The organism is Roseomonas sp. FDAARGOS_362, assembly GCF_002754815.1.
Classification (GTDB): Bacteria; Pseudomonadota; Alphaproteobacteria; order Acetobacterales; family Acetobacteraceae; genus Roseomonas; species Roseomonas mucosa.
This window is the reverse complement of record NZ_CP024588.1, coordinates 3,573,095-3,596,388: the sequence shown is the minus strand read 5'-3', so window position 1 is coordinate 3,596,388 and position 23,294 is coordinate 3,573,095. Positions and strand designations below refer to the sequence as shown.

Here is a 23,294-nt window from a genome sequence, read left to right as displayed (position 1 = left end):
CCCCGCCTCACCCCGGCAGCCGCGCCAGCACCCGCAGTGCCACCGTCACGGCGGCGAGGTCCGGCACCGAGGCCGCCTCGCGCGCCGTGGTCAGTGCCGCCTCCGCGCCCGCCGCCGGGTCGCGCCCTTCCAGCAGCACGCGGGCGAAGCGGGCCTGCAACCCGTCCAGCTCGTCCAGCAGCGCCGCCCGCGCCCGGGCGCCGAAGGCCCCGCCCGCCGGGGCCGACTGGGCGGCGCCGCGCAGCGCGTCCAGCCCCATGCGCCGCCCCGCCTCGGCCCAGGCCCGGGCGGCCTCGCCCGGCGCGGCCCCGGCGGCGGCCGCCAATCGCAGCACGCCGAGTGCCGGCAGCAGCGCCGGGGCGGCCGCCACCAGCCGCGCGGGCTCGGGCGGCAGCAGCGGGTCCACCTCCCCCGCCGGCACCGCCGCCACCAGCGCCGCCGTGCCGGGCAGCAGCCCGTCCAGCGCCTCGTCCAGCGGCCGGCGCATCTCGCGGCCGGTGAGCAGCCCGCGCGCCGCCGTCTCCTGCAGGGTTCGCAGCGCCAGCAGCGCGTCGCGCCGCCGCGGCCAAGGGGCGGCGGAACGGTCGATGGCATCCGCCGCCGCGTCGATGCGGAACAGCGCGCCCGCCAGCCAGGCCGCCCGCGCCGCGGTGGCCGGGTCGGATTCCGCCGTCAGCCGCGCCAGCCCCGCCGGGCCGATCCGGTTGGCGACCAGGTTGCCCAGCACCGTCGCGATCAGCTCGCGCCGCAGCCGGTGCCGCTGCGCCTCGGCGGAGAAGCGCCGGCGCAGCGGCGTCGGGAAATATTCCACCAGCAGCGGCAGCAGCGCCGGGTCGTCCGGCAGCTCGCTGGCCTCGATGGCATCCGTCAGCCAGAGCTTGGCCACCGGCAGCAGCGCCGCGATCTCCGGCCGCGTCAGCGCATCCCCGGCGGCGATCCGCGCCGCCATCGCCGCCGCATCCGGCAGGCCCGCCACGGCGCGGTCCAGCAGCCCGGCGGATTCCAGCCGTGTCATCAGCAGCGCATGCGCCGGCAGCGCATCGGCACCCGCCGCTTCCTCCAGGCTGACGGCGAGCGACTGCTCGACATTGTCGGCCAGCACCTGCCCCGCCAGCTCGCCAGTCATCTCCGCCAACAGCGCGTCGCGCCCCTGCATGGTCAGCGCGCCGGAGGCGGTGGCATCGGCCAGCAGGATCTTGATGTTCACCTCGTGGTCGGAGGTGCTGACGCCGGCGGAATTGTCCAGCGCGTCGGTGTTCAGCCGCACGCCGGGTCTATCCCCATGGGCGCGCGCCGCCTCGATCCGCCCCGCCTGGGTGATGCCGAGATTGGCGCCCTCCCCCAGCACGCGGGCGCGCAGCTGGTTGCCGTTGACGCGCAGCGCGTCGTTGGCGCGGTCGCCCGCCTCCGCCTGGGTCTCGCCGGAGCCTTTCACATAGGTGCCGATGCCGCCGAAATAGAGCAGGTCCACGTCCAGCGTCAGGATCGCCTTCATCACCTCGGCCGGCTCGGCACGGTCCTTCGCGATGCCCAGCAGCTTCTGCGCCTGCGGGCTCAGCGGCAGGAACTTGGCGTTGCGCGGGAAGACGCCGCCGCCCTCGCTGATCCGCCGTGCCTCGTAATCCGCCCAGGAGGAACGCGGCAGGCGGAACAGCCGCTCGCGCTCGTCGTAGGACGCCTCCAGGTCGGGGTCAGGGTCGAGGAAGATGTGGCGGTGGTCGAAGGCCGCCACCAGCCGCGTCTTGCGCGACACCAGCAGCCCGTTGCCGAAGACGTCGCCGCTCATGTCGCCGACGCCGGCCACGGTGAAGGGCTCGGCCTGGATGTCGTGCCCCATCTCGCGGAAATGCCGGGCGATCATCACCCAGGCGCCCTTGGCGGTGATGCCCATCGCCTTGTGGTCGTAGCCCTGCGAGCCGCCCGAGGCGAAGGCATCGCCGAGCCAGAAGCCGTATTCCGCCGAGATGCCGTTGGCGATGTCGGAGAAGGTGGCCGTGCCCTTGTCGGCGGCGGCGACGATATAGGGATCGTCGCCGTCCCGCCGCACCACCCGGTCCGGTACCACCACCGCGCCATCGGCGCCGTAGTTGTCGGTGACGTCGAGCATGCCGCGCACGAGCTGGCGATAGGCCGCCTGCCCCGCCGCCATGAAGCCCTCGCGGTCGGTGGGCACCGCGCCCTTGAGCACGAAGCCGCCCTTCGCGCCGGTCGGCACGATCACCACGTTCTTCAGCCGCTGCGCCTTCATCAGGCCCAGGATCTCGGTGCGGAAATCCTCGCGCCGGTCGCTCCAGCGGATGCCGCCGCGCGCCACGGGGCCGGCGCGCAGGTGGCAGCCCTCCATCGCCGCGGCATGCACGAAGATCTCGCGCCAGGGCCGCGGCAGCGGCATCTCGCCCGCCGCGGCGCTGTCGATCTTCAGCACCAGGCGGTCGCGTTCCTGGAAGTAGTTGGTGCGCAGCACCGCATCCAGCAGGCGCCGCAGCCGGGTGAAGATGCGGTCCGCGTCCGGGTCCGCATTCGCCTCCAGCAGCGCGTCCCAGCGCCGCGCGAGCGCCGCCTCGGCCGCCTCGTCGCGCGGCCGCGCGGGATCGAAGCGGGCGTTGAACAGGTCCACCAGCAGCCGCGCCGCCTCGGGCTGCGCCGCCAGCGCGCCGGTCACCGCCTCCTGGCTGAAGGCGAAGCCCACCTGCTTCAGCCAGCGGAACATCGCCCGCAGCAGCCAGCATTCCCGCCAGTCCAGCCCGGCGCGCAGCACCAGCCGGTTGAAGCCGTCCGCCTCGGCCCGGCCGGTCAGCAGCGCCTCCAGCGCCGCCAGCAGTGCCGGGAAACGCTCCGGACGCGCCTCGCAGCCGGCCTCCAGCGTGAAGACATGCAGCACCGCCGGCGAGGCGCCCGCCGGGCTCAGCCGGTGCGGCACCTCCTCCAGCGCGCGCAGGTCCAGCGCCTCGAAGAGCGGCAGCGCATCGGCCAGCGGCAGCGGCCCGCCCGGCCGCACCAGCCGCAGCGTCAGCCGCCGCCCGTCATCGCCCGGCGCGCGCTCGATCCGCGCCGCCAGCCGCCCCTGGCCGATCGCCTCCTCCGCCAGCCGCAGGTCGGCCACCGCCAGCGCCGCCGGCGTCTCCTCGCGATAGGCGGGCGGGAAGCCCTCGGCCCAGCGGGCGAGCAGCCGCGCCGCCTCGTCCTCTCCCCGGTCGCGCGCCAGGGCATCGCCCAGCCGGTCGGCGAAGGAGCGCGCGGCCTGCGTCATGGCTGCCTCCAGCACCGCGTCGTCCACCTGGGGGACGGCACCGGCTGTGGTCGCGATGATGTAGTGGACCCGCGCCAGCGGCCCGTCGCCCAGCGCCACGCTGACCGAGGCGAGCCGCCCGTCGAAGGCGGCGGCCAGCAGCCGCCCCACCCGCTCGCGCAGCCGCGTGTCGAAGGTGTCGCGCGGCAGCCAGGCGATGGCGGCCACCGAGCGCCCGGAGGGATCGCGCCGCAGCATCAGTGCCGGGCGCGGCCTCAGCTGCAGGTCCAGCACCCGCCGCGCCGCCGCCAGGATCTCCGCCTCGCCGGCCTGGAACAGCTCGTCGCGCGGCCAGGTATCGAGGATGAAGCGCAGCGCCCGCTCGTCATGGCTTTCCGGCATGGCCCCGGCGGCATCGAGGATCCGCTGCACCTTGGAGGAGAGCCAGGGGATGGAACGCGGGTTGCGGTTGTAGGCCGTGGCCGCGAAGAGGCCCAGGAAGCCGTGGACGGCCACGACCCGCCCCTCCAGCACCACCGGCGTCAGGATCAGGTCGAGATGCACCGGCCGGTGGACCCGCGCCCGCGTCCCGGCCTTGGCCACGGTCAGGGCGGGGATCGCGGCCCGTGCCGCCTCGCCTTCCGGCAGGGGGGGCAGGGCGTCGAAGACCGGCAGGGCCGGGTCGCGCAGCAGCCCCAGCCCCTCATCCTCCCGCGTCCCGGCGGGCGTCGTTCCGCCCGGCGCGACCCCGTCCGGGGCCTCCAGCCGCAGCCGGCGATGGCCGAGCAGCACGAAGTTGTCCTCGTCGAGCCAGCGCAGGAAGTCGCTGGCCTCCGCCCCCGAGGGCGCCCCGGCCACGTCCTGCGCCGCGAGGCGGAGCTGCGCCCGCATGGCGGGATAGTCGGACACGGCCTGGCGCAGGTCGGCCAGCGTCCGCCGCAGCGTGGCCTCCACCCCGGGCCAGTCCTCCGGCGGGGCGGCATCCTCGCCCAGCAGCCGCGCCGGGGCGGGCGAGATCTCGATGCGCATCATGCTCTCGGCCGGCTCCTGCGGGCCGAAGCCCAGCAGCCGCCCCCCGGCATCGCGCCGCACCGTCATCACCGGGTGCAGCAGCCGCCGCACCGTGCGCCCCGACAGGGTCAGCGCCGCCATGGCGCTGTCCACCAGAAAGGGCATGTCGTCCGTCACGATCTCCAGCAGCGCGCCGCCGCGCCCCGGCCCCGGCGGCTGCAGCCGCAGCTTCGCCTCGGCGGGCCGCCGCTCGGAGGCCAGGGACCAGAGCGAGATCGCCGCCGCGGCCAGCGCCTCGGGCGATTCGGCCGCCAGCTCGGCGGTCGGCAGGGCCTCGAAGAGATGGCGCAGCAGCACCGGCAGGTCTTCCGGCAGGGCCGGCGCCAGCCGCCGCGCCGCCTCCCCGGCGGCGCCGAGGATCTCCTCCCGCAGCCGGTCCGGCCCCGTCCCGGCCCCTGTCTGCCGGCCGGCTTCCTGTTCCACTCCACGTCCGGCGGGGCTGGCGTCCTGCGGCATGGTCCTTGTCCTTGTGCTCTGCCCTGCCTCCGGCCTGCTTGCTGCGGTCCGGTTGCACAGGGCGGTTCCTGGCGTCCCCGTTGGTATCGGCGCCCTGTCCTGGGGACGCAAGGCACGCGCCCGTGACGCTTCCGCGCACCGTTCCCCACCGCTCCGCTGGCCCCGGTCCACCGGTAGCAGGACGCCCTTCCGATGCAACCGCGCCACAGATGCCGGCGATGCGCGCCGCACAGGGTGACGGCCCCGGGGGCGGCGATGACGGCCGCCCGGCCCTCGGCTAGGCTGCGCGCCATGGCCCTGTCGCTCTCCGACCTGCTGTCGCCGGTCACGCCGGAACGCTTCTTCGCCGAGTTCCACGACCGGCAGCCGCTGCACATCCCGGGCGGGGCGGCGAAGTTCGCCGCCATCCTGTCCTGGCGCGCGATCGACCGGCTGCTGGACATGACCCATATCTGGTCCAGCCATTCGCTGCGCCTGATGATGGACACTCAGGCGGTGCCGGCAGAGGCCTATTGCATCCGCGCCACCGGCCGCGACGGCCAGCCGGTGCAGCAGCCCGATTCCCGCAAGCTGCGCGAATGGGTGGCGCGCGGGGCCTCGGTCGTGATGAACGACGTGGACAGCCTGAGCCCCGGCCTCGCCTCGGTGAGCGATGCGCTGGAGGATGCCGGGCTCGGCAAGGCGCAGGCCAACGTCTATATCTCCTTCCGCCAGCACAAGGCCTTCCCCGCCCATTTCGACACGCACGACGTCTGGGCCGTGCAGGTCGAGGGCGAGAAGGTCTGGAACATCTGGGCCAACCGGGCGGAATGGCCGATCAGCCATCCCTCCTTCCGTTCGCTCGGCCAGGCGCACCACGAGCAGGCCAAGGGCCCGCTGCGCGAGAAGGTGGTGCTGAAGGCCGGCGACCTGCTGTACTTGCCGCGCGGCTGGTATCACGACGCCATCACCGAGGCCGACACCTCCGTCCATGTCGCCTATGGCGCCAACGCGCCGCTTGGCCTGGACCTGCTGTCGATGCTCTTCGAGCGCGCCATCCAGGACCCGCTCTTCCGCCAGCCTCTGCCCCGCCAGGACGGCACCCCCGCCACACAGTTCGCGCTCACCACCCGCGCCGGGCAGCTCGGCACGCGCCTGTCGGAATACTGCCGCGAGCCGCGGGTGCTGGAGATGCTGGGCCGCCTCGTCGCCGAGCACCGCTTCCACCGCGGCGGCAACAACCTCCTCGCCACGCGGGGCCTGGCCGTGCCGGAGGCGGAGGGCACCCCCCCGGAGGAAACGGGCGAAGGCGGCTTCCGCGTCGTGGCCGAGGGCGCCAAGCCCGTGCGGCGCGGCAGCGAATGGCTGCTGAAGACCGGCGCCGGCACGCTGCCCCTGTCCCCCGCCGAGGCCGAGGCCGCCGGCTGGGTCCTGTCGCGGCGGGAGGTGGACGAGGCCGGGCTCAGCAGGGCGCATCCGGGCGTGGATGCCGCCGGCTTCCTCCAGCGCCTCGCCGGGGCCGGGCTGCTCGCCCAGGCGGCCTCGTGATGCTCCCGCTGCTGCACGGCCTGCTGGCCGCGATCCTCGCCCCCGCGATCCTCGCACTGGCCTCCGCCCAGGGCGCCGCCCAGGCCCCGCGGCGGGACTTCAGCTGCGTCGGGGCGGAACGGCTGGAGGACGATGTCTTCGCCATCCCCTTCCACTCCGGCAATGCCCAGGTCACGGATGCGGCGCGCAGCGGCCTCGCCGCCGCCGCCCGGCTGATCAAGGCGGAACCGGACCGCGATGTCTGCGTGCTGGGCCACAGCGACCGGGAGGGTGGCCAGACCAGCAATGTCCGGCTCGCGGCCAGCCGCGCGCGGGCGGTGGCGGAGGCGCTGACGGCGCAATACGGCATCCCCGCCGCGCGCCTTCGCACCGAGGCCCGCGTCGCCGGCTTCAGCCGCAGCACCGAGAACCGCAACCAGCGCAACGTCACCATCGTGGTGCTGCCGGCCCGCGCGCCCACGCCCGAACCGGCGCCGAAGCCCCAGACAGCGCCCCAGACGGCGCCCCAAACGAAGTCTCCGGCGAAGCCCGAGACCCCGGCCGCGCCGCCCGCCGATTCCCGGCCGCCCGCGTCCCAGCCCCGGCTGCCCAGCCCGCCGCGCCGGATGCCCCGGCCTCGCCGCCGGCCGCCGCGCCAGCGAAGCCGCCTGCGGAGAAGCAGGAGGCGCCGAAGCCCGCCGCCGGGCCGAAACCCGGATCGCCGGAGAGCCATCCGGAAAGCGAGAAGCCGGCCGCCACCCCGCCTGCCGCCGCAGGCGATGGCGCCAGGCCCCCGGCCGACGAGAAGAAGCCCGACCAGCCCGGCACCACCGAGGCTCCGAAACCGGCCCCCTGATGCCAAGGGCGAAGGGCATGGATCATCGGAGGCGCCACGGTCCGGTGTTGTCCGCCCTGCGTGCCATCGGGGATTTTCAGGGCTTTAGGATTTTAGGATTTTAGCCCTTTATCCGCGTGGATGGAGGTGGGGTCTTCCTTGTGGTGAAAGCGGATGCTGGCCGGGCTGCGCATTCAGAGGCCGGTGGCATCGTGAGGGGTGTTGATTTTATTCCTATAGCTTGAAGCGGGTCCGGGAAGCAAGGGTGTTGGGACCTGTGCCGCGGGATCGGGCCTCCGGGCTGACGGTCAGCCTGCGGAGGACAGCCCGTCCCGGCGTTTCATCTGGCGGCGTCAGGCCGCGGCGGGCAGGCTGCGGGCGGTGGCGGCGGCCTTGGCCAGATCTTCCACGAAACGGTCGTATTCGCGGGCCTTCATGGCGGAATCAGGAATGCGGAGCAGGTAGGAGGGGTGGACGGTCGGGTAGAAAAGCCGCCCGTCCGGCGCGCGGAGCACATTGCCCCGCACCTTGGTGACCGGCATGGCGCGGCCGGTGACGGCGCGCAGCGCGGTGGCGCCGAGCGTGACCAGCAGGCGCGGTGCCACCAGGCCGATCTCGCGTTCCAGGAAGGGCCGGTAATAGGCGATGTCCCCCGCATCCGGCGTCTGGTGCAGGCGCCGCTTGCCGGTCGGGGTGAACTTGAAGTGCTTCACGGCGTTGGTGACATAGGCCTCGTCCCGCGCGACGCCCGCTTCCTCCATCGCCCGGTTGAAGAGCCGCCCGGCCGGGCCGACGAAGGGCCGGCCGGCGAGGTCCTCCTCGTCACCCGGCTGCTCCCCCACGAACATCAGCAGGGCCCCGGGCGGCCCTTCGCCGAAGACAAGTTGCGTCGCCTGTCCGGACCAGCCCGGCAGGTCGTTGCGGGTCTCGATCTCGCGCTTCAGAGCGGCGAGGGCGGCGGGGACGTCGCTGTCCGTCGGGGTTTCGGCATGGGGCATGGCGGGCGTTCCAACGCGCGAAGCCGCCGCCGGGTGCAGGCCATCCGAACGGCCGCCCGGGAGGGAGACGAGATGCGCCGTCCGCTGCCGGCGCAAGGCGGGCGGGGTGGCGCCGCGCTCCACCATCTCGGCGACCCGGGCCGGGGCCTCGGCGATCAGGCGCGGGATGTCGCGTGCCTCGGGCAGGTTGCGCCAGTAGCGGCGGGGCATCTTGGCCAGCATCGCGCCGGTCTTCAGCCGGGCCGGGTTGAAGATGGCGGCGAAGTAGGTGCGCCAGAGATCCTCCGCCGCATCCTCGGCCGGGGCATCGGCGCGGCGGGCGCCGGGGCCGAAGCGGACCTCGCCGCCTTCCGCCCCTTCCCAGTGCGCCGATCCACAGGGCGTCAGGATGCTCCAGCACAGGGCCGCGAAACGCCGCCGGAAGAATCCCGCCTCGGCCCGGAGGATGTGGTGCCCCGGCTCGAACCAGGCGACAAAGCGGGCGCCATCCGCCCCTTCCGCGACACGCATCTCCCGGAAGCGCACGAAGGCATGCATCTTGTGCGCGTCCCGCCGCACCGCGCGGGCCATGGCCTCGGCGCGCGCCACATCGGGGTCGGAGGCCACTTCCAGCAGCCCCCGCTCCGCCTGGAGCCGGTGCAGCAGCCGGTGCAGCAACGCGAAGCGCTCCGGATCGCGGTGGCGGATCGCCAGGGCGGCCAGGTCCGGGAAGCCCCGCGGCACGCGTGGCGCCGGGGCGTCCTCCGGTGCCTCCGGCGGCGGCGGCCCGGCCAGCAGGGCGGGCGGATCGGCGGGGCTGGACCAGGAGACCCGTTCCGGCGCGATGCCGGCGATCACCAGAGCCCGCGCCGCCGCCCGCCAGCCGTCGAAATCGTCCGGCGCGGCCAGGGCGACACTATGCATGGGCGCTTTCCGGAACGGGACCGGCGGCGAAGAGCGAAAGCTGCCGCGGCCGCCCCGGAAGCGAGGCGGCCATCCCCCTTTCGGGCACCAGCAGGGCGCGCAGGTCCGCGCGGTCGAGCAGCCCGGCGCGCGGATGGTGCCCGGCGGCGATCAGGAAGGGCGCCACCTTCCGCAGCGGGATGTGCAGCCGCGCCAAGTCCTCCAGCCGCAGCGTCCGGTGCCGCCGCGCGGCGATCACGCGCTCCACCGTCTTCGCCCCCAGGCCCGGCACGCGCAGCAGCATCTCCCGCCCCGCCCGGTTCAGGTCCACCGGGAAACGGTGCCGGTTGCGCAGGGCCCAGGCGAGCTTCGGATCGATGTCGAGATCGAGCATCCCCGGCGCGGCGCCGTCCTCCCCGGCTGGCGCCACGATCTCCCCGGCCTCGAAGCCGTAGAAGCGCATCAGCCAGTCGGCCTGGTAGAGCCGGTGCTCGCGGACCAGCGGCGGTGCCGTGGGCGGCAGCAGGGCGGGCGCGTCGGGGATGGGCGAATAGGCGGAGAAATAGACCCGCCGCAGCCGGTAGGACCCGTAGAGCGCCGCCGTGGTGCCCAGGATCTGCCGGTCGTCCACGCCATCCGCGCCCACGATCATCTGCGTGCTCTGCCCGGCCGGGGCGAAGCGGGGCGGCGTGGCGCGGACCCGTCCGGCCTCGTGCTCCCGCCTGGCCTCCGCCGCGCCCTCGATCCGCAGCCGCAGGTCGCCCATGGCGCGCTTGATAGCGCCGCTGTCCTTCTCCGGCGCCAGCCGGGCCAGGCTCTCCACCTTCGGCAGCTCGACATTGATGCTCAGCCGGTCGGCATAGGCACCCGCCTGCGCCACCAGCGCCGGATCGGCATCGGGGATGGTCTTGAGGTGGATATAGCCCCGGAAGCCATGCTCCTCCCGCAGCGAGCGCGCCACGCGCAGGATCTGCTCCATCGTGTAGTCCGGCGAGCGGATGATGCCGGAGGACAGGAACAGCCCCTCGATATAGTTCCGCCGGTAGAAGTCGAGCGTCAACGCCACCAGTTCGGCCACCGTGAAGCGCGCCCGCGGCACGTTCGAGGAGGCACGGTTGATGCAGTAGGCGCAGTCATAGACGCAGGCATTGGTCAGCAGCAGCTTCAGAAGCGAGATGCAGCGCCCGTCCGGCGCATAGGCGTGGCAGATGCCCATTCCCTCGGTGCTGCCCAGCCCGCCATCGCGGCTGTCCCGCTTCTCGGAGCCGGAAGAGGCGCAGGAGGCGTCGTATTTCGCCGCGTCGGCAAGGATTTCCAGCTTCCGACGGAGGTCCATGGCACGGCTTTGCATGGATGTTCATATTGTGTTCCGGGCGGAACCCGCAAGCTCCCTCCGCCCGGCGGCGGAATGACCTGCGGGACAGGAGCAGGCAAATTTTCCGTAATCTCCCGGCCCATGTTTCCGCGACGGCAGGAGGTCTAGCTGACACAAGACTGCCTGCTGGGAGCATACCCCCTTGCCCACCCCCACCTCCCGAAAAGACCAGATCAAGAACGTCTTCCGGGTTGCCTCCGGCAACTTCCTGGAAATGTACGACTTCACGGTCTACGGCTACTACGCCGCCGCCATCGGCCGGACCTTCTTCCCCTCGCAGAACCCCTTCGCCTCGCTGATGGCCTCGCTCGCGGCCTTCGGCGTCGGCTTCCTGATGCGCCCGCTCGGCGCGCTGGTTCTGGGCGCCTATATCGACCGCCACGGCCGCCGCAACGGGCTGCTGCTGACGCTGGCGATGATGGCGGTGGGCACCCTCTCCATCGCCGTGGTGCCGGGCTATGCCACGATCGGGCTGATGGCGCCGGTGCTGGTGCTGATCGGCAGGCTGCTGCAGGGCTTCTCCGCCGGCGTGGAGCTGGGCGGCGTCTCGGTCTATCTCTCGGAGATCGCGACCCCCGGCAACAAGGGCTTCTACGTCTCCTGGCAGTCGGGCAGCCAGCAGGTGGCGGTGATCTTCGCCGCCCTGCTCGGCGTGACGCTGGCCAGCCTGCTGTCCCCGGCGCAGATGGATGCCTGGGGCTGGCGCGTGCCGTTGCTGGTGGGCTGCCTGATCGTGCCCTATCTCTTCTACATCCGCACCTCGCTGCCGGAGACCGAGGCCTTCCTGGAGCAGACGCGGCACCGCCGCCCCACGGCGGGCGAGATCCTGCGCTCGGTGGCCGCCAACTGGCAGGTGGTGCTGCTGGGCATGATGATGGTCACGATGACCACCGTGTCCTTCTACCTGATCACCGCCTATACCCCGACCTATGGGCGGGAGGTGCTGCACCTCGCCTCCACCGACGCGCTGGTCGTGACCCTCTGCGTCGGCGTCTCCAACCTGGTCTGGCTGCCCGTCGGCGGCGCCATCTCCGACCGGCTGGGGCGCTTTCCCGTGCTGGTGGCCTGCACCGTGCTGGCCATCGCCACCGCCTATCCGGTGATCTCCTGGCTGGTGGCCGCGCCTTCCTTCGACCGGCTGCTGCTGTCCCTCCTGTGGCTGTCCTTCCTCTACGGCTCCTACAACGGCGCCATGGTGGTCTACCTGACGGAGATCATGCCGGCGGAGGTCCGCACCTCCGGCTTCTCCCTCGCCTACTCGCTGGCCACGGCCACCTTCGGGGGCTTCACGCCGGCGATCTGCACCTGGCTGATCGAGGTCACCGGCAACCGCGCCATCCCCGGCCTCTGGCTCTCGGTCGCGGCCGTGCTGGGGCTGGTGGCGACCCTGCTGTCGCACCGCCGCGCCATGGCGGCGGAACGCGCCGCCGGCGTGCTGGTGCCCTGATCCGGGCGGCGGCCTTCCCCTGGCCGTCGCGCGTTACGTCCGGCGTTGCGCCGTTCCCGGGGGAAAGGCCCCGCCTTTCCCCCGGACCCCCTATCCGCCAGGACCCTGCGGGCCCTGGACCCATTTTCGTTGGTTCTGTCTGACACCGGATCGCGCCGGAGAGCATGGCTCTCCGGCGGATTGCCGGGGCCGCCCGTGCGGAAACGGTGTCTTTCTGTTCGGGCGCCCCTCGTTGCCACCTGCCCCCAGGGATCAACCCGCGGGCTGACGGCCACCACGTGGAGCCAACGCAAGCCCCGGGGTCCGGGGACCGGCTTCGGTCCCCGGCGGAAAGGGGGTCCGGGGCGAGAGGCGGAGCCTCTCCCCCGGCGGCCAGCCATGAGGCGCGACGCGGCCAGGGCGGGATTGGCCACTCCATCCGGCCCGCGATTGGACCTCCCCGGAGCAGCCATCCAGGCGCATGGACGGTTGCAGAAGGAGCCTCGCCATGCCGAGCCGTGCCAGCACCCCGTCCAGTACTCCGTTCCGGGGTCTTTCCGCCTTTCCGGTCACCCCCGCCGATGCGCAGGGCCGCGTCGAGGCCGGGGCGCTGGCGCGCCTCGTCCGCCGGCTGGCGGAGGCCGGGGTGGATTCCATCGGCCTGCTCGGCAGCACCGGCACCTATGCCTATCTGAGCCGCGCCGAGCGGCGCCGGGCCATCGAGGCCGCGCGGGAGGCCGCCGGCAAGGTGCCGCTGATCGTGGGAGCCGGCGCGCTGCGGACGGACGAGGCGGTGGCGCTGGCCCTGGATGCGGAAGCCGCCGGGGCGGACGGGCTTCTGCTGGCGCCGGTCTCCTACACGCCCCTCTTCGACGAAGAGGTGTTCGAGCATTTCCGCGCCGTCGGCACGGCCACCGCCCTGCCGCTCTGCGTCTACAACAACCCATCGACCACGCATTTCAGCTTCGGCGAGGCGCTGCTCGAACGCCTCGCGGCCCTGCCCGGCATCGTCGCGCTGAAGCAGCCGGCCCCGCCGCCGGAGGAGGCCGCCGCCCGGCACCAGGCCCTGCGCACCCGGCTGCCGGAGGGCTTCGCCCTCGGCTACAGCGGCGACTGGAACGCGCCCGCCTCCGTGCTGGCGGGCGGCGCGGCCTGGTACAGCGTCCTGGGCGGGCTGCTGCCGGTGCAGGCCCTGGCCCTGATGCGGGCGGCGCAGGCGGGCGATGTGGCGGAGGTGGCGCGGCTGGAGGCGAAGCTGGCGCCGCTCTGGGCCCTGTTCCGCCAGTTCGGCAGCCTGCGCGTGGTCTATGCCGCCGCGGGGCTCCTCGGCCTTTGCCGGGCCGAGCCGCCGCGCCCGATCCTGCCGCTGGCGGAAGCGGAGCATGGCCGGCTCCGGGCGGCGCTGGATCAGGCGGGCGGCGCACCGGGCTGAGAGCCCGCCGCCGATGGTGCCGGAGGACATCCCGACGCGCTGCCCGCCCGCTTTCGGGGCGGACGCCCGGGGGATGGTGCCATCCTGCACAAGACGGCGCCAACCGGAGCCGCCACCGGCCTCGATGATGCCGGGGCACAGCCCTATTCCGCTGGCTTCCAGCGCCTTCCCACCGCCAAGCTCGGCCCGTGGCGATCCGGAGGGAGCGAGCGATGCGGCGCAGGCAGTTGCTGGCGGGCGGCGTGGCCCTGGCGGCGGGCTCCGGCCTGTCCCGTCCTTCCCTGGCGGCGGCGCCGGCCGGCACGCTCCGCTTCGTGCCGCAGGCCGACCTGTCGAGCCTCGATCCGGTCTGGACCACCGCGACCGTCGCCTTCAACCACGGGATGATGGTGTACGACACGCTGTACGGCATCGATGCATCCCTGACGCCGCGGCCGCAGATGGTGGCGGGCCACGAGGTTTCGGATGACGGGCTGAGCTGGACCTTCACCTTGCGGGATGGGCTGGTCTTCCACGACGACGAGCCGGTCCGCGCCATCGACTGCGTCGCCTCCATCAACCGCTGGGGCAGGCGCAAGGGCTTCGGGCAGCAGCTCCTCGCGCTGACCCAGGAGATCGCCGCACTGGACGACCGGCGCTTCCGCATCCGGCTGAAATCGCCCTTCCCGCTGATGACCTTCGCCCTGGGCGGGCCGGATATCTGCATGATCATGCCGGAGCGCCAGGCGAAGGTGGACGCCTTCGCCCAGGTCACCGACGCCATTGGCAGCGGCCCCTTCCGCTACCTGCCGGGAGAGCGCGTTTCCGGCTCCTTTTCCGCCTGGGAGCGCTTCGCGAAGTACCAGCCGCGGCAGGAGCCGCCCTCCTTCTGGGCCGGCGGCAAGGTGGCGAATGTCGCGCGGGTCGAATGGCGCGTCATCCCCGACCCGGCCACCGCCGCCAACGCGCTGCAACAGGGCGAGGTGGACTGGCTGGAAAGTCCGCTTTTCGACCTGCTCCCCACGCTGCGCCGGCAGCCGGGGGTGAAGCTGGTCTCCACCTCCTCCCTGCCCACGCCGGGCGTGATCGCGCTGAACCACACCCAGCCGCCCTTCGACAACCCGAAGCTGCTGCGCGCGATCCTGCCGGCCATCGACCAGGCGGAGTTCATGAGCGCCGTGGTCGGCGACCAGACCGACCTGATGACCGTGCCGACGGGCGTCTTCACCCCGGGCACGCCCATGGCCAGCGATGCGGGGATGGAGGTGCTGACGGGAAAGCGCGACCTCGCCCTGGCGCGGAAGCTGGTGGCCGAGAGCGGCTACAAGGGCGAGCCGGTGGTCTTCATGTCCGCCTCGGACCAGGCGGCGCTGGTGCCGATCGCCCAGGTGGGGCAGAGCCTGTTCCGGCAGATCGGGATCAACGTCGATTTCCAGAGCATGGACTGGGGCACGCTGGTCGGGCGGCGGGCCAGCGACAAGCCAGCCGCCGAAGGGGGCTGGAACGTCTTCTGCACCTCCTGGGCCGGGCTCAGCCTGAGCAATCCCGGCAGCCACTTCCCGCTGCGCGGCAACGGCAAGGGCGGCTGGTTCGGCTGGCCGACCAGCCCGCGGCTGGAATCCCTGCGCGATGCCTGGTTCGCGGCGCCCGACCTCGCGGAGCAGAAGCGTATCTGCGCCGGGATGCAGCGCATCGCGCTGGAGGAGGTGCCCTTCGTCCCGGTCGGCTCCTACAACCCGCCCGCCGCGATGCGCGGCAGCCTTGACGGGGTGGTCCAGGCCAGCGGCACCATGTTCTGGGGCGTGCGGAAGGGCTGAGGCGCCACGCGGGACGCCCCGGCCCTACCCCGCCGTGTCGAGCGGGAAGCCCCTGTCGATCGCCGCCGTGACGTCGATCCGCTGCTTCAGCACGCCGTACTCCACCGCCCGGTCGGCCGCCTGCTGCAGTTCCGCCAGCAGCGCCCCGTCGAGCGGCACGGCGCGGGTCCGCTGCTTCTCGAAGGCCAGTTGCACGGGCTTCTCCGGCAGGCGGGTCAGCTTCGCGTTGTAGGCGGCGTAGTCCGGCAGGTGCGCCGCGGCCCAGTCCCAGCCCCGGCGCTGCCGCCGCATCAGGTCGGCCAGCGCGTCGCGCCGGTCGCGCAGCGCGTTGCGGTGCGCGGCCAGGAAGCTGACGGTGGGGGTGAGGCCCGTGCCGTCCTCCAGCACCCGGGCGCCGAACTGCGCCACCTCGATGGAGACATAGGGCTCCCAGATCGCCCAGGCATCCACGGAGCCCGAGCGGAAGGCCAGCGCCGCCTCGGCGGGGCCGAGAAAGACATGCTCCACCGCATCCGGGGGCAGGCCGGCCCGTTGCAGCGCGGCCCGCACCAGGAACTGGCCCCAGCCGCCGCGATTGCCCGCCACCCGCTTGCCGCGCAGGTCGGCCAGGCCGCGGAAGGGCGCGTCGCCGCGCACCAGGATGGCCTGGGAGCGCGGATCGGCCCGGGTGGCGGCATAGGCCTGGAGCGGCGCGCCGGAGGCGAAGACCGAGAAGAAGGCGAGGTCGCCCATCGAGCCGACATCCAGCGCATCGGCGGAGAGCGCCTCCAGCAGCGGCGCGGCGGCGGGGAACTCGCTCCATTCGAGGCCGTAGGGCACGCCCTCCAGCGCGCCGGAGGCTTCCAGCAGCGAGCGCAGCCCGCCTTTCTGGTTGCCCACCCGCAGCACCGGCGCGGCCTTCGCGGCACGGGACAGGGCCGGGGCGGCGAGCAGACCGGCGGTGGCGGCGACCAGGGCGCGGCGCCCCAGGGGAAAGGTCCGGCGGCAGGAGGCCGGGGGGGCGGAATGCGTCGTCATGGCGCCATTCTGGACTGGCCGGGTTCCCATCCCGAGTGGTCCAGTCTGGCAAAATCCAGCCGGAAACGAGATGATTCCGCTCCCGCGCGGCACGGTTGGGGAAGGCTTTTCCGGCCTGCCCGGCGTCCCTCCGCGTGGATGTTCGATCCATTCCCCCTGCGCCTCGTTCCGGCACGGGCGCGGCGGCGGGCCGGCCGGCTTCCGCGCTTCAGCCCGCGCCGCCGCCCGTCTCCGCCCCGGCCTGCGGCTTGCGGCCGAACAGGCCCCCGGCCCAGGCCAGCGCCGGCCCGCCCAGGTATTCGGCGAAGGGGATCAGCAGGCTGCCCACCGCCAGCCCCAGCAGGCCGGACAATGCGGCCGTGACCATCCACGAGGCGGCGGCGGCCGTGACGGCGGGCACCAGCGCGGCGACGGCATGGGCGGCGGCCTCCACCCAGTGCTCCGGCAGCGCCAGGCCGAAGGTCTCCATCCCGTGCAGCAGGATGCCGCCGCCGACCCAGAGCATGGCGGCGGTGCCGACGATGCCGAGCAGCCGCAGGAAGGGCGGCATCCCCCGCACCAGCCCCCGCCCGATCGCCTGTGTCACCGGCGCCAGGGCATGGTCGGCACCGGAGGGCTCCCGTGTCTCCGGCAGCCGCCGCAGCCCGAGCAGGCTGGTGACCGGGCGCGGATTGGCCGCCAGCGCCACGCCCACGTCGTCCGCCTTCACGATCAGCGCCACGCCACCATAGACCAGCGCCGTGAGCCCCAGCCCCACCACCGCCAGGATCGCCGCCTGCGCCACCACGGAATCCGTGGTGAGGGAGGCCAGGGTCAGCGCCATGATCTCGGCGGAGAGGATGAAGTCCGTCTGGATCGCGCTGCGGACGCGCGCATCCTCGTGCCGCTTCGCCGCGGCCACGCCACTGGCCGCCGGCGCCCCGGGGGACAGTGGCGTGGCCGGGGATCCGGCCGGCGGAGCTGCGTTCCCGGGGGGCGGATTCCCGGGTGCGGGATGCCCGGGCACCGGCTCGTGCCCCTCCTCGCCAGGCGGCGGGTGGATGGCGTGCCAGACCTTCTCGGCGCCCTCGTAGCAGAGATAGGCGCCGCCCAGCATCAGCAGCACGGAGATGCTCCAGGGCGCCACGAAGCTCAGCACCAGGGCCAGCGGCAGCAGGTAGAGCAGCTTGTTCTTCACCGAGCCGACGGCGATCTTCCACACGATCGGCAGTTCGCGCGAGGCCGCGAAGCCCGTCACGTAGCGCGGCGTCACCGCCGCATCGTCCACCACCACCCCAGCCGCCTTGACCCCGGCCCGCGCCGCCTGGGCCGAGATATCGTCCAGCGAGGCGGCCGACATCCTGGCCAGCCCGGCGATGTCGTCCAGCAGCGCCAGCAAACCCGTGCTCACATCCGGTCCTTCCGTATGTCCGGCGGCGTTTCGGGCCGCTTCCCTGGCCGCCGTCCCTGGAACACCCTAACCGGCCAGGACCGGCGGGGATGCGCCCGCGCCGCCGGGACCGGGATCGTCCGCGCCGTCCAGCCGCAGGATGGCCCCGCCCAGCGCCACCTCCCCGGCCCGCAGCACGCGCGCGGTGATGCCGCCATGGCCGCGCACGGCGTTGTAGCCGCCGGGGCCCAGCACCTCCTCCATGCGGGAACAGGGATGGCACTCCCCCGTCATCTCCAGCACCGCCGTGCCGAGCCGGAAGCGCCGCCCCTTCAGCGCCAGCAGGTTGATCCCCGCGGTGACGACGTTGCGGCGCAGCTCCTCCGGCGCCACCCGCTCCCGTCCCAGGAAGGCGGCGATGGCCGCCAGGTGCTCCGCCTGGATCAGCGTGACCTGCCGCGCCCGGCTCTGCCGGTTGCGGTAGTGGTCCCCCGCCAGCCCGCCTTCCGGTTCCATCCCGGCCAGAAGCACCGGGCGCAGCACGGCGCGCCGGGCCGGGCGTAGGCCGATCCATTCCACCCGGCCCGGCCGCATTGGCGCATCGAAGAGTCGGGACAGGGTGGAGGCGGGGTTCAGCATCGGCGACGATGCTGAAGCCGCTGCCCGGCCGGGGATCAAGGGCGCGCGGGATTTCGTCAGCCCTTCTGACGGCATCCTGATCAGGACATGGCTGATTCCGCCAATCAGACGGTCGCAGGGCGGCGATCGGGACTGCCCTTCGGCGGTGCTCCGGCCTAGATATGCCGCACCGCGATAATCCGGAGGCTCTCATGGCAGACAAGAAGCTCTATTTCGTCTGGGGCGGCGTCTTCACCGATCCGAACTGGCAGGAACTCGAGCCCGGCACCGAGGAGTGCTACGGTCCCTACCACGACGCCCAGCAGGCCGAGCGCATCTGGAACGAGAAGGCCCGCCGCAACATCGACATCGCCGCGCACCGGCTCTTCGTGCTGTCGGTGGACCGCCCTGGCGCCTCCGCCCTGGCGGCCTGACCGGCCGGCTTCCAGGAAGAGGGCGCGGCGGGGCTGGCCCCGCCCGGCCTACCGGGCCTGCCGCGAGATCACGGCCAGGGCGGCGGCGCTGACGCTCACCTGGCCCAGGACCTGCGTGATGTCGCGGATGAAGCCCCAGGTCTCGTAGGGGCTGGGGTCCTGCGGCACCACCACGAGGCTGCCCGGCGGCACCGGCGGCCCGCCGCCCTGCCAGGAGCCGATGCCCGCCGGCACGGACTGCCCGTTCGGCAGCACCACGAAGGCGCGGCCGGCATCGGCGAAACGCTGCTCGCCCCCCGCCGCGCGGACATAGTCCACTGCCTTCTTTCCGGTGGTGAACTGCATGCTGCCCGGGTTCAGCACCGCGCCCACCACCGTCACCTCGTTCGGTCGCTTCGGGATGGCGATCAGGTCGCCCGGCTCCAGCAGCGTGTCCAGCTCCGGCCGGGCCGCGAGGATCGCCGGGTTGGCCTCCACCGACATGCGCCCTGCCGCCTTGGCCTCGCGCAGCGCGGAGGCCATCTGCCGCCCGGCGGTGATGGCGCCGCCGAGGTCGCCGCTGGCCCGGCTGCCCGCCACCGCCTGCCCCGCCGCGACCTGGAGCAGGCTGGATTCCAGCTCCCGCGCCGTGCGCTCGAAGCCGTCCTGCTGCCGCACCCGGACGCTTTCGCGCGTGAAGACGGTGCCATAGGGATAGGCCTGCGGCGTCAGCCCTCCGGCGCGGCCGATCAGCTCCGACAGCCGCTCGCCCCGCCGGATGTCATAGGTGCCGGGCCGCACGAACTCCCCCACCAGCGTCACCGAGCCGATCTCCCGGTCGCCGAAGCCGCGCGGGATGCGGATGCCGTCGCGCGGCGACAGGCGCACGGCGGCGAAGTTGCGCGAGCGCAGGTCGAGCCGCAGCCGGGTCAGCGGCACGGCCCCGGCCTGGTCCAGCGGCTCACGCGAGAATTCCACGGCGGCGAGGTCCGCCGTCTCCCCCACATCCCCCGCCGCCGCCAGCACCTGGTCCAGCCCGGTATCCTCCAGCACGGGATAGAGGCCGGGCAGTCCCACCTCCCCGCCCAGCAGCACGCTCTGGTCCAGCAGGAAGGGCAGCAGGGTGGGATAGTCGATGAAGACCTGCGGGCAGGGCGGGTTGCCCAGGTCCGGGAAGCCCGCGCCGCGCGCATGGGCATAGCGCATCGGGCTGCCCTTCGCCGCCACGGCCAGGGATTGCAGCGCCGGGCAATCCGGCTGCGCCGGCACCGAGGCGGGCAGCCCGGCGGAAACGGCGGTGTTGGCGGTGGGGCCGCCATCGGGCGGGCGCTGGGCGGTGCCGGCCGAGACCGTGACCGGCACCAGCAGGGGGGTCGGCATCTCGCCGCGCAGGGCGCGCTGCACCGGGGGCGAGGAGAGCCAGAGGATGTCGCTCTGCGCCAGGATGATCACCTCGTCGGCTTCGGCGAGGGACAGGTTGGCCTGCCCCTGCAGCACCCGGCCCAGGTCGAAGCCGACGAAGCGCCGCACCCGCGTCCGCGGGTCCACCCGCCAGACCACGCCCAGGCGCACATAGGGATCGGGCCTGATCTGCCGCGCATCGGCCAGGAGCTGGCGCAGCGAGAAGCCCGCCTTGCCGTAGCCTCCGCCCGCCGAGCGCATCACCGGCACCGCCACATGCCCGGCCAGCCGCAGCGCGTTGGCGGAAACGTCCGCCCCCGGCTGCACCAGCACCGCGTCGCCCCGGCGCAAGGGCGCGGCGGGGGCGATCTCGGCATAGGCCCGCCGCCCCCCGGCATCCGTGCCCTGGAGCAGGAAGCGGTTGCCGGAAGGGCGCAGCGCCTCCCCCGCCAGACGCAGCACGAGGGCCAGCGGCTGCTGCGCTGCGCCGGGCGGCAGCTCGTAGATGCCGGGGCGCGTCACCTCCCCCGCCACCGCGACCACCCCGCCCAGCGGCGGCACCACCACGCGCTCGCCCTCCCGCAGGGACAGGTCCGGCGTGGCCCCGGTGCCGGCGATGGCGCCGTAGAGATCGACGATCCGCGCGCCGCCCGGCCCCTCGACCCGGATGGCGCGCAGCGAGCCGGTGCGGCGCACCCCGCCCGCCAGGCTGAGCGCGTCGAGCACGCTGGTCAGCGCCGGCAGGGTTTGCAGGCCGGGCCGCACCACCTCCCCCGCCACGAAGACCGCGATCTGCCGCGTCTGGCCGAGGGAGACATAGGCCTCCGACCCGCCCAGCTCCCGCGCCACCCGCGCCTCGATCTCCGCGCGCAGCTCGCCCAGGCTGCGCCCGGCGGCGGGGATCGGGGCGAGGTCGGGCAGGGTCAGCATCCCGTCCCGCCCCACCCGCAGGGTGTAGGAGGTCCGCACCCGCCCGCGCACCGCGATGATCACCTCGTCGTCGCGGCCGAGGAGGTAGCCCTCCGGCATGGCGCCCGTGGTCAGTCCGGGCACCGCCGCCTGACGGAAGCTGTCATAGCCGAACTGGCGCAGCGGCGGCTGCTGCTCCGGCAGGCGGGCGGCGAAGAAGCTTTCGGTGTTGGAAAGCGGATCGGGAGGCGGCGCCATGCCGGGGAATGTGCCGGCCGTGGCGGCGGGCATCGCGGGGATGGGCGCGGCGGGCGGCAGAGGTGGCGGTGGCGAGAGGGTGGTGCTGCTGCGCCCCGAGGCGGCGTCGAGCAGGCGCTGCACCAGATCCCCCTGGGCTCCGCCCGCCAGCCCGCCGGACAGCGCGCCCGGCAGGGGCTGCCCGCCGGGCAGGGTGGAAGGCAGGGAGGGCGGCATCAGCAGGTTCGGCTGCGCCCGGGCCGCCGGGACGGCCAGGCTCGCCAGCATGGGGGCGGCCAGCAGCAGCGACAGGACGTGGCGCGATCCGGAAGGGTGGAGGAGGCTCAATCTGGCGTATTCCCGATTCGGTGCGCACACCCTTGGCAGCCCAGGTCATTCCATGGTCTTGGTATACAACTTTAAGTGATTGTTAACTTGTTTTACAGCAATTTTAGGTTGTTCCATCACGGAGCGGCATGGTTTTCCGAGCGCTACCCTTCCGTACCGCCATGCTGCTCCGCTTCGATGCCGCCTGGCGGCTCGGTGCGCGGCCGGTGGGCCTGCTGCTGCGCCACCGCCTCCGGCTGGCGGCCGGTCTCGCCCGGCGTGCCCTGCCCGACCTCCGGCCTGCCGAAGGCCCCTTCCTGCCCGGCGGCCATTCCCCGCTTCCCGCGGCGCTGCGGGCGGAAACGCTGCCCGTGCTGATGGCGGTGGCGGAACTCCCGCCACCGGAGACGGAGCCCCGCGATGCCGCCCGTCCCCCTGCCTGCCCCTCTGCCTGCCCCCCTTCCTGCCCCCCTTCCTGCCCCACTGCCCTCCCCTCGGGCCACGGCCCCTTCGCTTCCCACGCCCATGGGCTTTCGCTCGACCTCTTCGCGCCGGGCGATGTGCGGCCGGTCTGGGAGGCCAACCGCCTGGGGGAGATCCCCCTCCTCGCCCTGGCACACCGGCTCGACCCGCAGGGAGGCCACCGCGAACGGGCGGAGGCGAGGCTCACCGCCTGGTGCCGCGCCAACCCGCCCTTCCGGGGGCCGAACTGGGCCTGCGGGCAGGAGGCCGCGCTGCGCGCCCTGCACCTGGCCCTGGCCCATGCCCTGCTGGGCGGCGAGGCGGCCAGCCCGGGGTTGCGGGCACTCCTCGCCCAGCACCGCCGGCGCATCGCCGCCACCCCCCGCTATGCCGAGGCGCAGGACAACAACCACACGGTCAGCGAACCCGCCGGGCTCTTCGCCTGCGACCTTCTTCTCGGCGAGGACCCAGCCCCTGCCATGGCCCGGCTTTCCGCCGCGCTGGACCGGCTGGTGGCGCCGGATGGCGGCTTCGCCCAGGTCTCGACGGGCTATCACCGCCTGCTGCTGGACGTGCTTTCCACCGCCGAATGGCTGCGGCGCAGCTACGGGGCCCTGCCCTTCCCGCCGCCCTTCGCCGCCCGCGCCGCCGCCGCCAGCCGCTGGCTCGCCCGGCTGCTGGACCCCGCGACCGGCGCCCTGCCGCGCCTCGGCCACCAGGATGGCTCCCACGTGGCGGACCTGTCGCTGGGCGGGCCGGGCGATGCGCGCGGCAGCGTCGAGCGCGCCGCGCGGCTCTTCCTGGGCGCCTCGGCCGGGATGGCGGACGATCCGGGCTGCCTCTGGCTCGGCCTGCCATCCGCGCCCGTGCCGCGCCCCGAGGCGCGCTGGCAGGCCAGCGGCAGCCGCGGCTGGACGGTGGGCCGCGCCCGCGCCCTGCTGCGCACCGGCCCGCTGGAGTTCCGCCCGGGGCATTCGGACCTGCTGAACCTCGACCTCTGGGACGGGCCGGTGAACCTGCTGCGCGACGGCGGCACGCTGTCCTACAACCCCGCCCCCGAATGGCGGGCGGTGGCGCTGGGGCTGGAGGATGCCGCCGGGCACAACGCCATCCTCTTCGACGAGGCGGAGCCGATGCCCCGCGCCGGGCGCTTCCTGCGCGCCCGCTGGTGCCGGGGCGGATTGCTGGCGGATGGCGCCTGGGTGCGCGACCGGCACGGCAACCGGCAGGACCGGCGCGTGCTGGGCCAGGGCCGGCGCTGGAGCGTGCTGGACGAGGTCTCCGGCCCCTTCCGGCGGGTCACGCTGCACTGGCGCCTGGCCCCCGCCGCCTGGGAACGCATCCCCCAGGGCGTCGCCTCGCCGCTGGGCCGCATCGCCGTCTCGGCGGATGTGCCGCTCGACATCGTTCTGGCGTCAGGATGGGAAGCTCCCCGCTATGGCGAGCTGCGCCCGGTTCCTGTTCTGGAACTCCGCGCCCGGGCGCCGGTCTCGCGCATCCTGACGGTGATCCGCCTGCCGGGCTGATCCAGCAGG

At 73.8% G+C, this 23,294-nt stretch carries 14 protein-coding genes; 7 read left to right on the top strand and 7 right to left on the bottom strand.

What is annotated here, in order from left to right:
- Positions 1-7: 7 nt before the first annotated feature.
- Positions 8-4,756: an NAD-glutamate dehydrogenase domain-containing protein gene (locus CTJ15_RS20805; protein ID WP_099781943.1), complete on the bottom strand. Its 4,749-nt coding sequence runs from the start codon at positions 4,754-4,756 to the stop codon at positions 8-10.
- Between the two features lie 255 nt (positions 4,757-5,011).
- On the opposite strand from CTJ15_RS20805, the gene CTJ15_RS20800 reads away from it, so the two are divergent.
- Both CTJ15_RS20800 and CTJ15_RS24025 read left to right on the top strand, forming a co-directional pair.
- The gene (locus CTJ15_RS20800) at positions 5,012-6,283 is read left to right on the top strand and encodes a cupin domain-containing protein (protein WP_226946016.1); all 1,272 of its coding nucleotides are present in this window, start codon (positions 5,012-5,014) and stop codon (positions 6,281-6,283) included.
- Positions 6,283-7,206, top strand: a complete 924-nt coding sequence (locus CTJ15_RS24025) for an OmpA family protein (protein ID WP_126281929.1) — start codon at positions 6,283-6,285, stop codon at positions 7,204-7,206. The genes CTJ15_RS20800 and CTJ15_RS24025 overlap by 1 nt, the downstream gene beginning before the upstream one ends.
- 244 nt (positions 7,207-7,450) lie before the next feature.
- Here CTJ15_RS24025 and CTJ15_RS20790 read toward each other — a convergent pair whose 3' ends face one another.
- Together CTJ15_RS20790 and CTJ15_RS20785 are read right to left on the bottom strand one after the other, a co-directional pair.
- Complete coding sequence (locus tag CTJ15_RS20790) at positions 7,451-8,998, bottom strand: UdgX family uracil-DNA binding protein (protein ID WP_099781942.1); 1,548 nt, start codon at positions 8,996-8,998, stop codon at positions 7,451-7,453.
- Positions 8,991-10,313, bottom strand: coding sequence for a putative DNA modification/repair radical SAM protein (locus CTJ15_RS20785; protein WP_019460217.1), 1,323 nt, complete (start codon positions 10,311-10,313; stop codon positions 8,991-8,993). The genes CTJ15_RS20790 and CTJ15_RS20785 overlap by 8 nt, the downstream gene beginning before the upstream one ends.
- 181 nt (positions 10,314-10,494) lie before the next feature.
- On the opposite strand from CTJ15_RS20785, the gene CTJ15_RS20780 reads away from it, so the two are divergent.
- From CTJ15_RS20780 to CTJ15_RS20770, 3 genes are all read left to right on the top strand, one after another.
- Entirely contained in the window at positions 10,495-11,799 is a 1,305-nt protein-coding gene (locus tag CTJ15_RS20780; RefSeq protein ID WP_075823469.1) for an MFS transporter, read from the top strand.
- Between the two features lie 487 nt (positions 11,800-12,286).
- On the top strand, positions 12,287-13,210 hold the full coding sequence (locus tag CTJ15_RS20775) for a dihydrodipicolinate synthase family protein (RefSeq protein ID WP_099781941.1): 924 nt from the start codon (positions 12,287-12,289) through the stop codon (positions 13,208-13,210).
- Positions 13,211-13,422: 212 nt separating this feature from the next.
- Positions 13,423-15,006: an ABC transporter substrate-binding protein gene (locus CTJ15_RS20770; RefSeq protein ID WP_099781940.1), complete on the top strand. Its 1,584-nt coding sequence runs from the start codon at positions 13,423-13,425 to the stop codon at positions 15,004-15,006.
- Positions 15,007-15,030: 24 nt separating this feature from the next.
- Here the strand turns inward: CTJ15_RS20770 and CTJ15_RS20765 are convergent, their stop codons facing one another.
- The 3 genes from CTJ15_RS20765 to CTJ15_RS20755 form a co-directional block, all read right to left on the bottom strand.
- Entirely contained in the window at positions 15,031-16,023 is a 993-nt protein-coding gene (locus tag CTJ15_RS20765) for an ABC transporter substrate-binding protein (protein WP_099781939.1), read from the bottom strand.
- 208 nt (positions 16,024-16,231) lie between these two features.
- Positions 16,232-17,413, bottom strand: a complete 1,182-nt coding sequence (locus tag CTJ15_RS20760) for a DUF808 domain-containing protein (protein WP_226946015.1) — start codon at positions 17,411-17,413, stop codon at positions 16,232-16,234.
- Between the two features lie 66 nt (positions 17,414-17,479).
- Entirely contained in the window at positions 17,480-18,031 is a 552-nt protein-coding gene (locus CTJ15_RS20755; RefSeq protein ID WP_019460210.1) for an MOSC domain-containing protein, read from the bottom strand.
- Between the two features lie 191 nt (positions 18,032-18,222).
- Between CTJ15_RS20755 and CTJ15_RS20750 the strand changes: the two genes are divergently transcribed.
- A complete protein-coding gene (locus CTJ15_RS20750; protein WP_019460209.1) occupies positions 18,223-18,444 on the top strand; it encodes a DUF4170 domain-containing protein in 222 nt (73 codons plus the stop codon).
- A gap of 48 nt (positions 18,445-18,492) precedes the next feature.
- Here the strand turns inward: CTJ15_RS20750 and CTJ15_RS20745 are convergent, their stop codons facing one another.
- Positions 18,493-21,318: an SLBB domain-containing protein gene (locus CTJ15_RS20745; RefSeq protein WP_099781937.1), complete on the bottom strand. Its 2,826-nt coding sequence runs from the start codon at positions 21,316-21,318 to the stop codon at positions 18,493-18,495.
- Positions 21,319-21,446: 128 nt separating this feature from the next.
- On the opposite strand from CTJ15_RS20745, the gene CTJ15_RS20740 reads away from it, so the two are divergent.
- Positions 21,447-23,285, top strand: coding sequence for a heparinase II/III family protein (locus CTJ15_RS20740; RefSeq protein ID WP_226946014.1), 1,839 nt, complete (start codon positions 21,447-21,449; stop codon positions 23,283-23,285).
- Positions 23,286-23,294: the final 9 nt, after the last annotated feature.

Bases quoted from the DNA above. Each gene is read 5' to 3' on its own strand.
- CTJ15_RS20805 (WP_099781943.1), bottom strand. From the start codon at position 4,756: ATGCCGCAGGACGCCAGCCCCGCCGGACGTGGAGTGGAACAGGAAGCC.
- CTJ15_RS20800 (WP_226946016.1), top strand. From the start codon at position 5,012: ATGACGGCCGCCCGGCCCTCGGCTAGGCTGCGCGCCATGGCCCTGTCG.
- CTJ15_RS24025 (WP_126281929.1), top strand. From the start codon at position 6,283: ATGCTCCCGCTGCTGCACGGCCTGCTGGCCGCGATCCTCGCCCCCGCG.
- CTJ15_RS20790 (WP_099781942.1), bottom strand. From the start codon at position 8,998: ATGCATAGTGTCGCCCTGGCCGCGCCGGACGATTTCGACGGCTGGCGG.
- CTJ15_RS20785 (WP_019460217.1), bottom strand. From the start codon at position 10,313: ATGGACCTCCGTCGGAAGCTGGAAATCCTTGCCGACGCGGCGAAATAC.
- CTJ15_RS20775 (WP_099781941.1), top strand. From the start codon at position 12,287: ATGCCGAGCCGTGCCAGCACCCCGTCCAGTACTCCGTTCCGGGGTCTT.
- CTJ15_RS20770 (WP_099781940.1), top strand. From the start codon at position 13,423: ATGCGGCGCAGGCAGTTGCTGGCGGGCGGCGTGGCCCTGGCGGCGGGC.
- CTJ15_RS20765 (WP_099781939.1), bottom strand. From the start codon at position 16,023: ATGACGACGCATTCCGCCCCCCCGGCCTCCTGCCGCCGGACCTTTCCC.
- CTJ15_RS20755 (WP_019460210.1), bottom strand. From the start codon at position 18,031: ATGCTGAACCCCGCCTCCACCCTGTCCCGACTCTTCGATGCGCCAATG.
- CTJ15_RS20750 (WP_019460209.1), top strand. From the start codon at position 18,223: ATGGCAGACAAGAAGCTCTATTTCGTCTGGGGCGGCGTCTTCACCGAT.
- CTJ15_RS20740 (WP_226946014.1), top strand. From the start codon at position 21,447: ATGGTTTTCCGAGCGCTACCCTTCCGTACCGCCATGCTGCTCCGCTTC.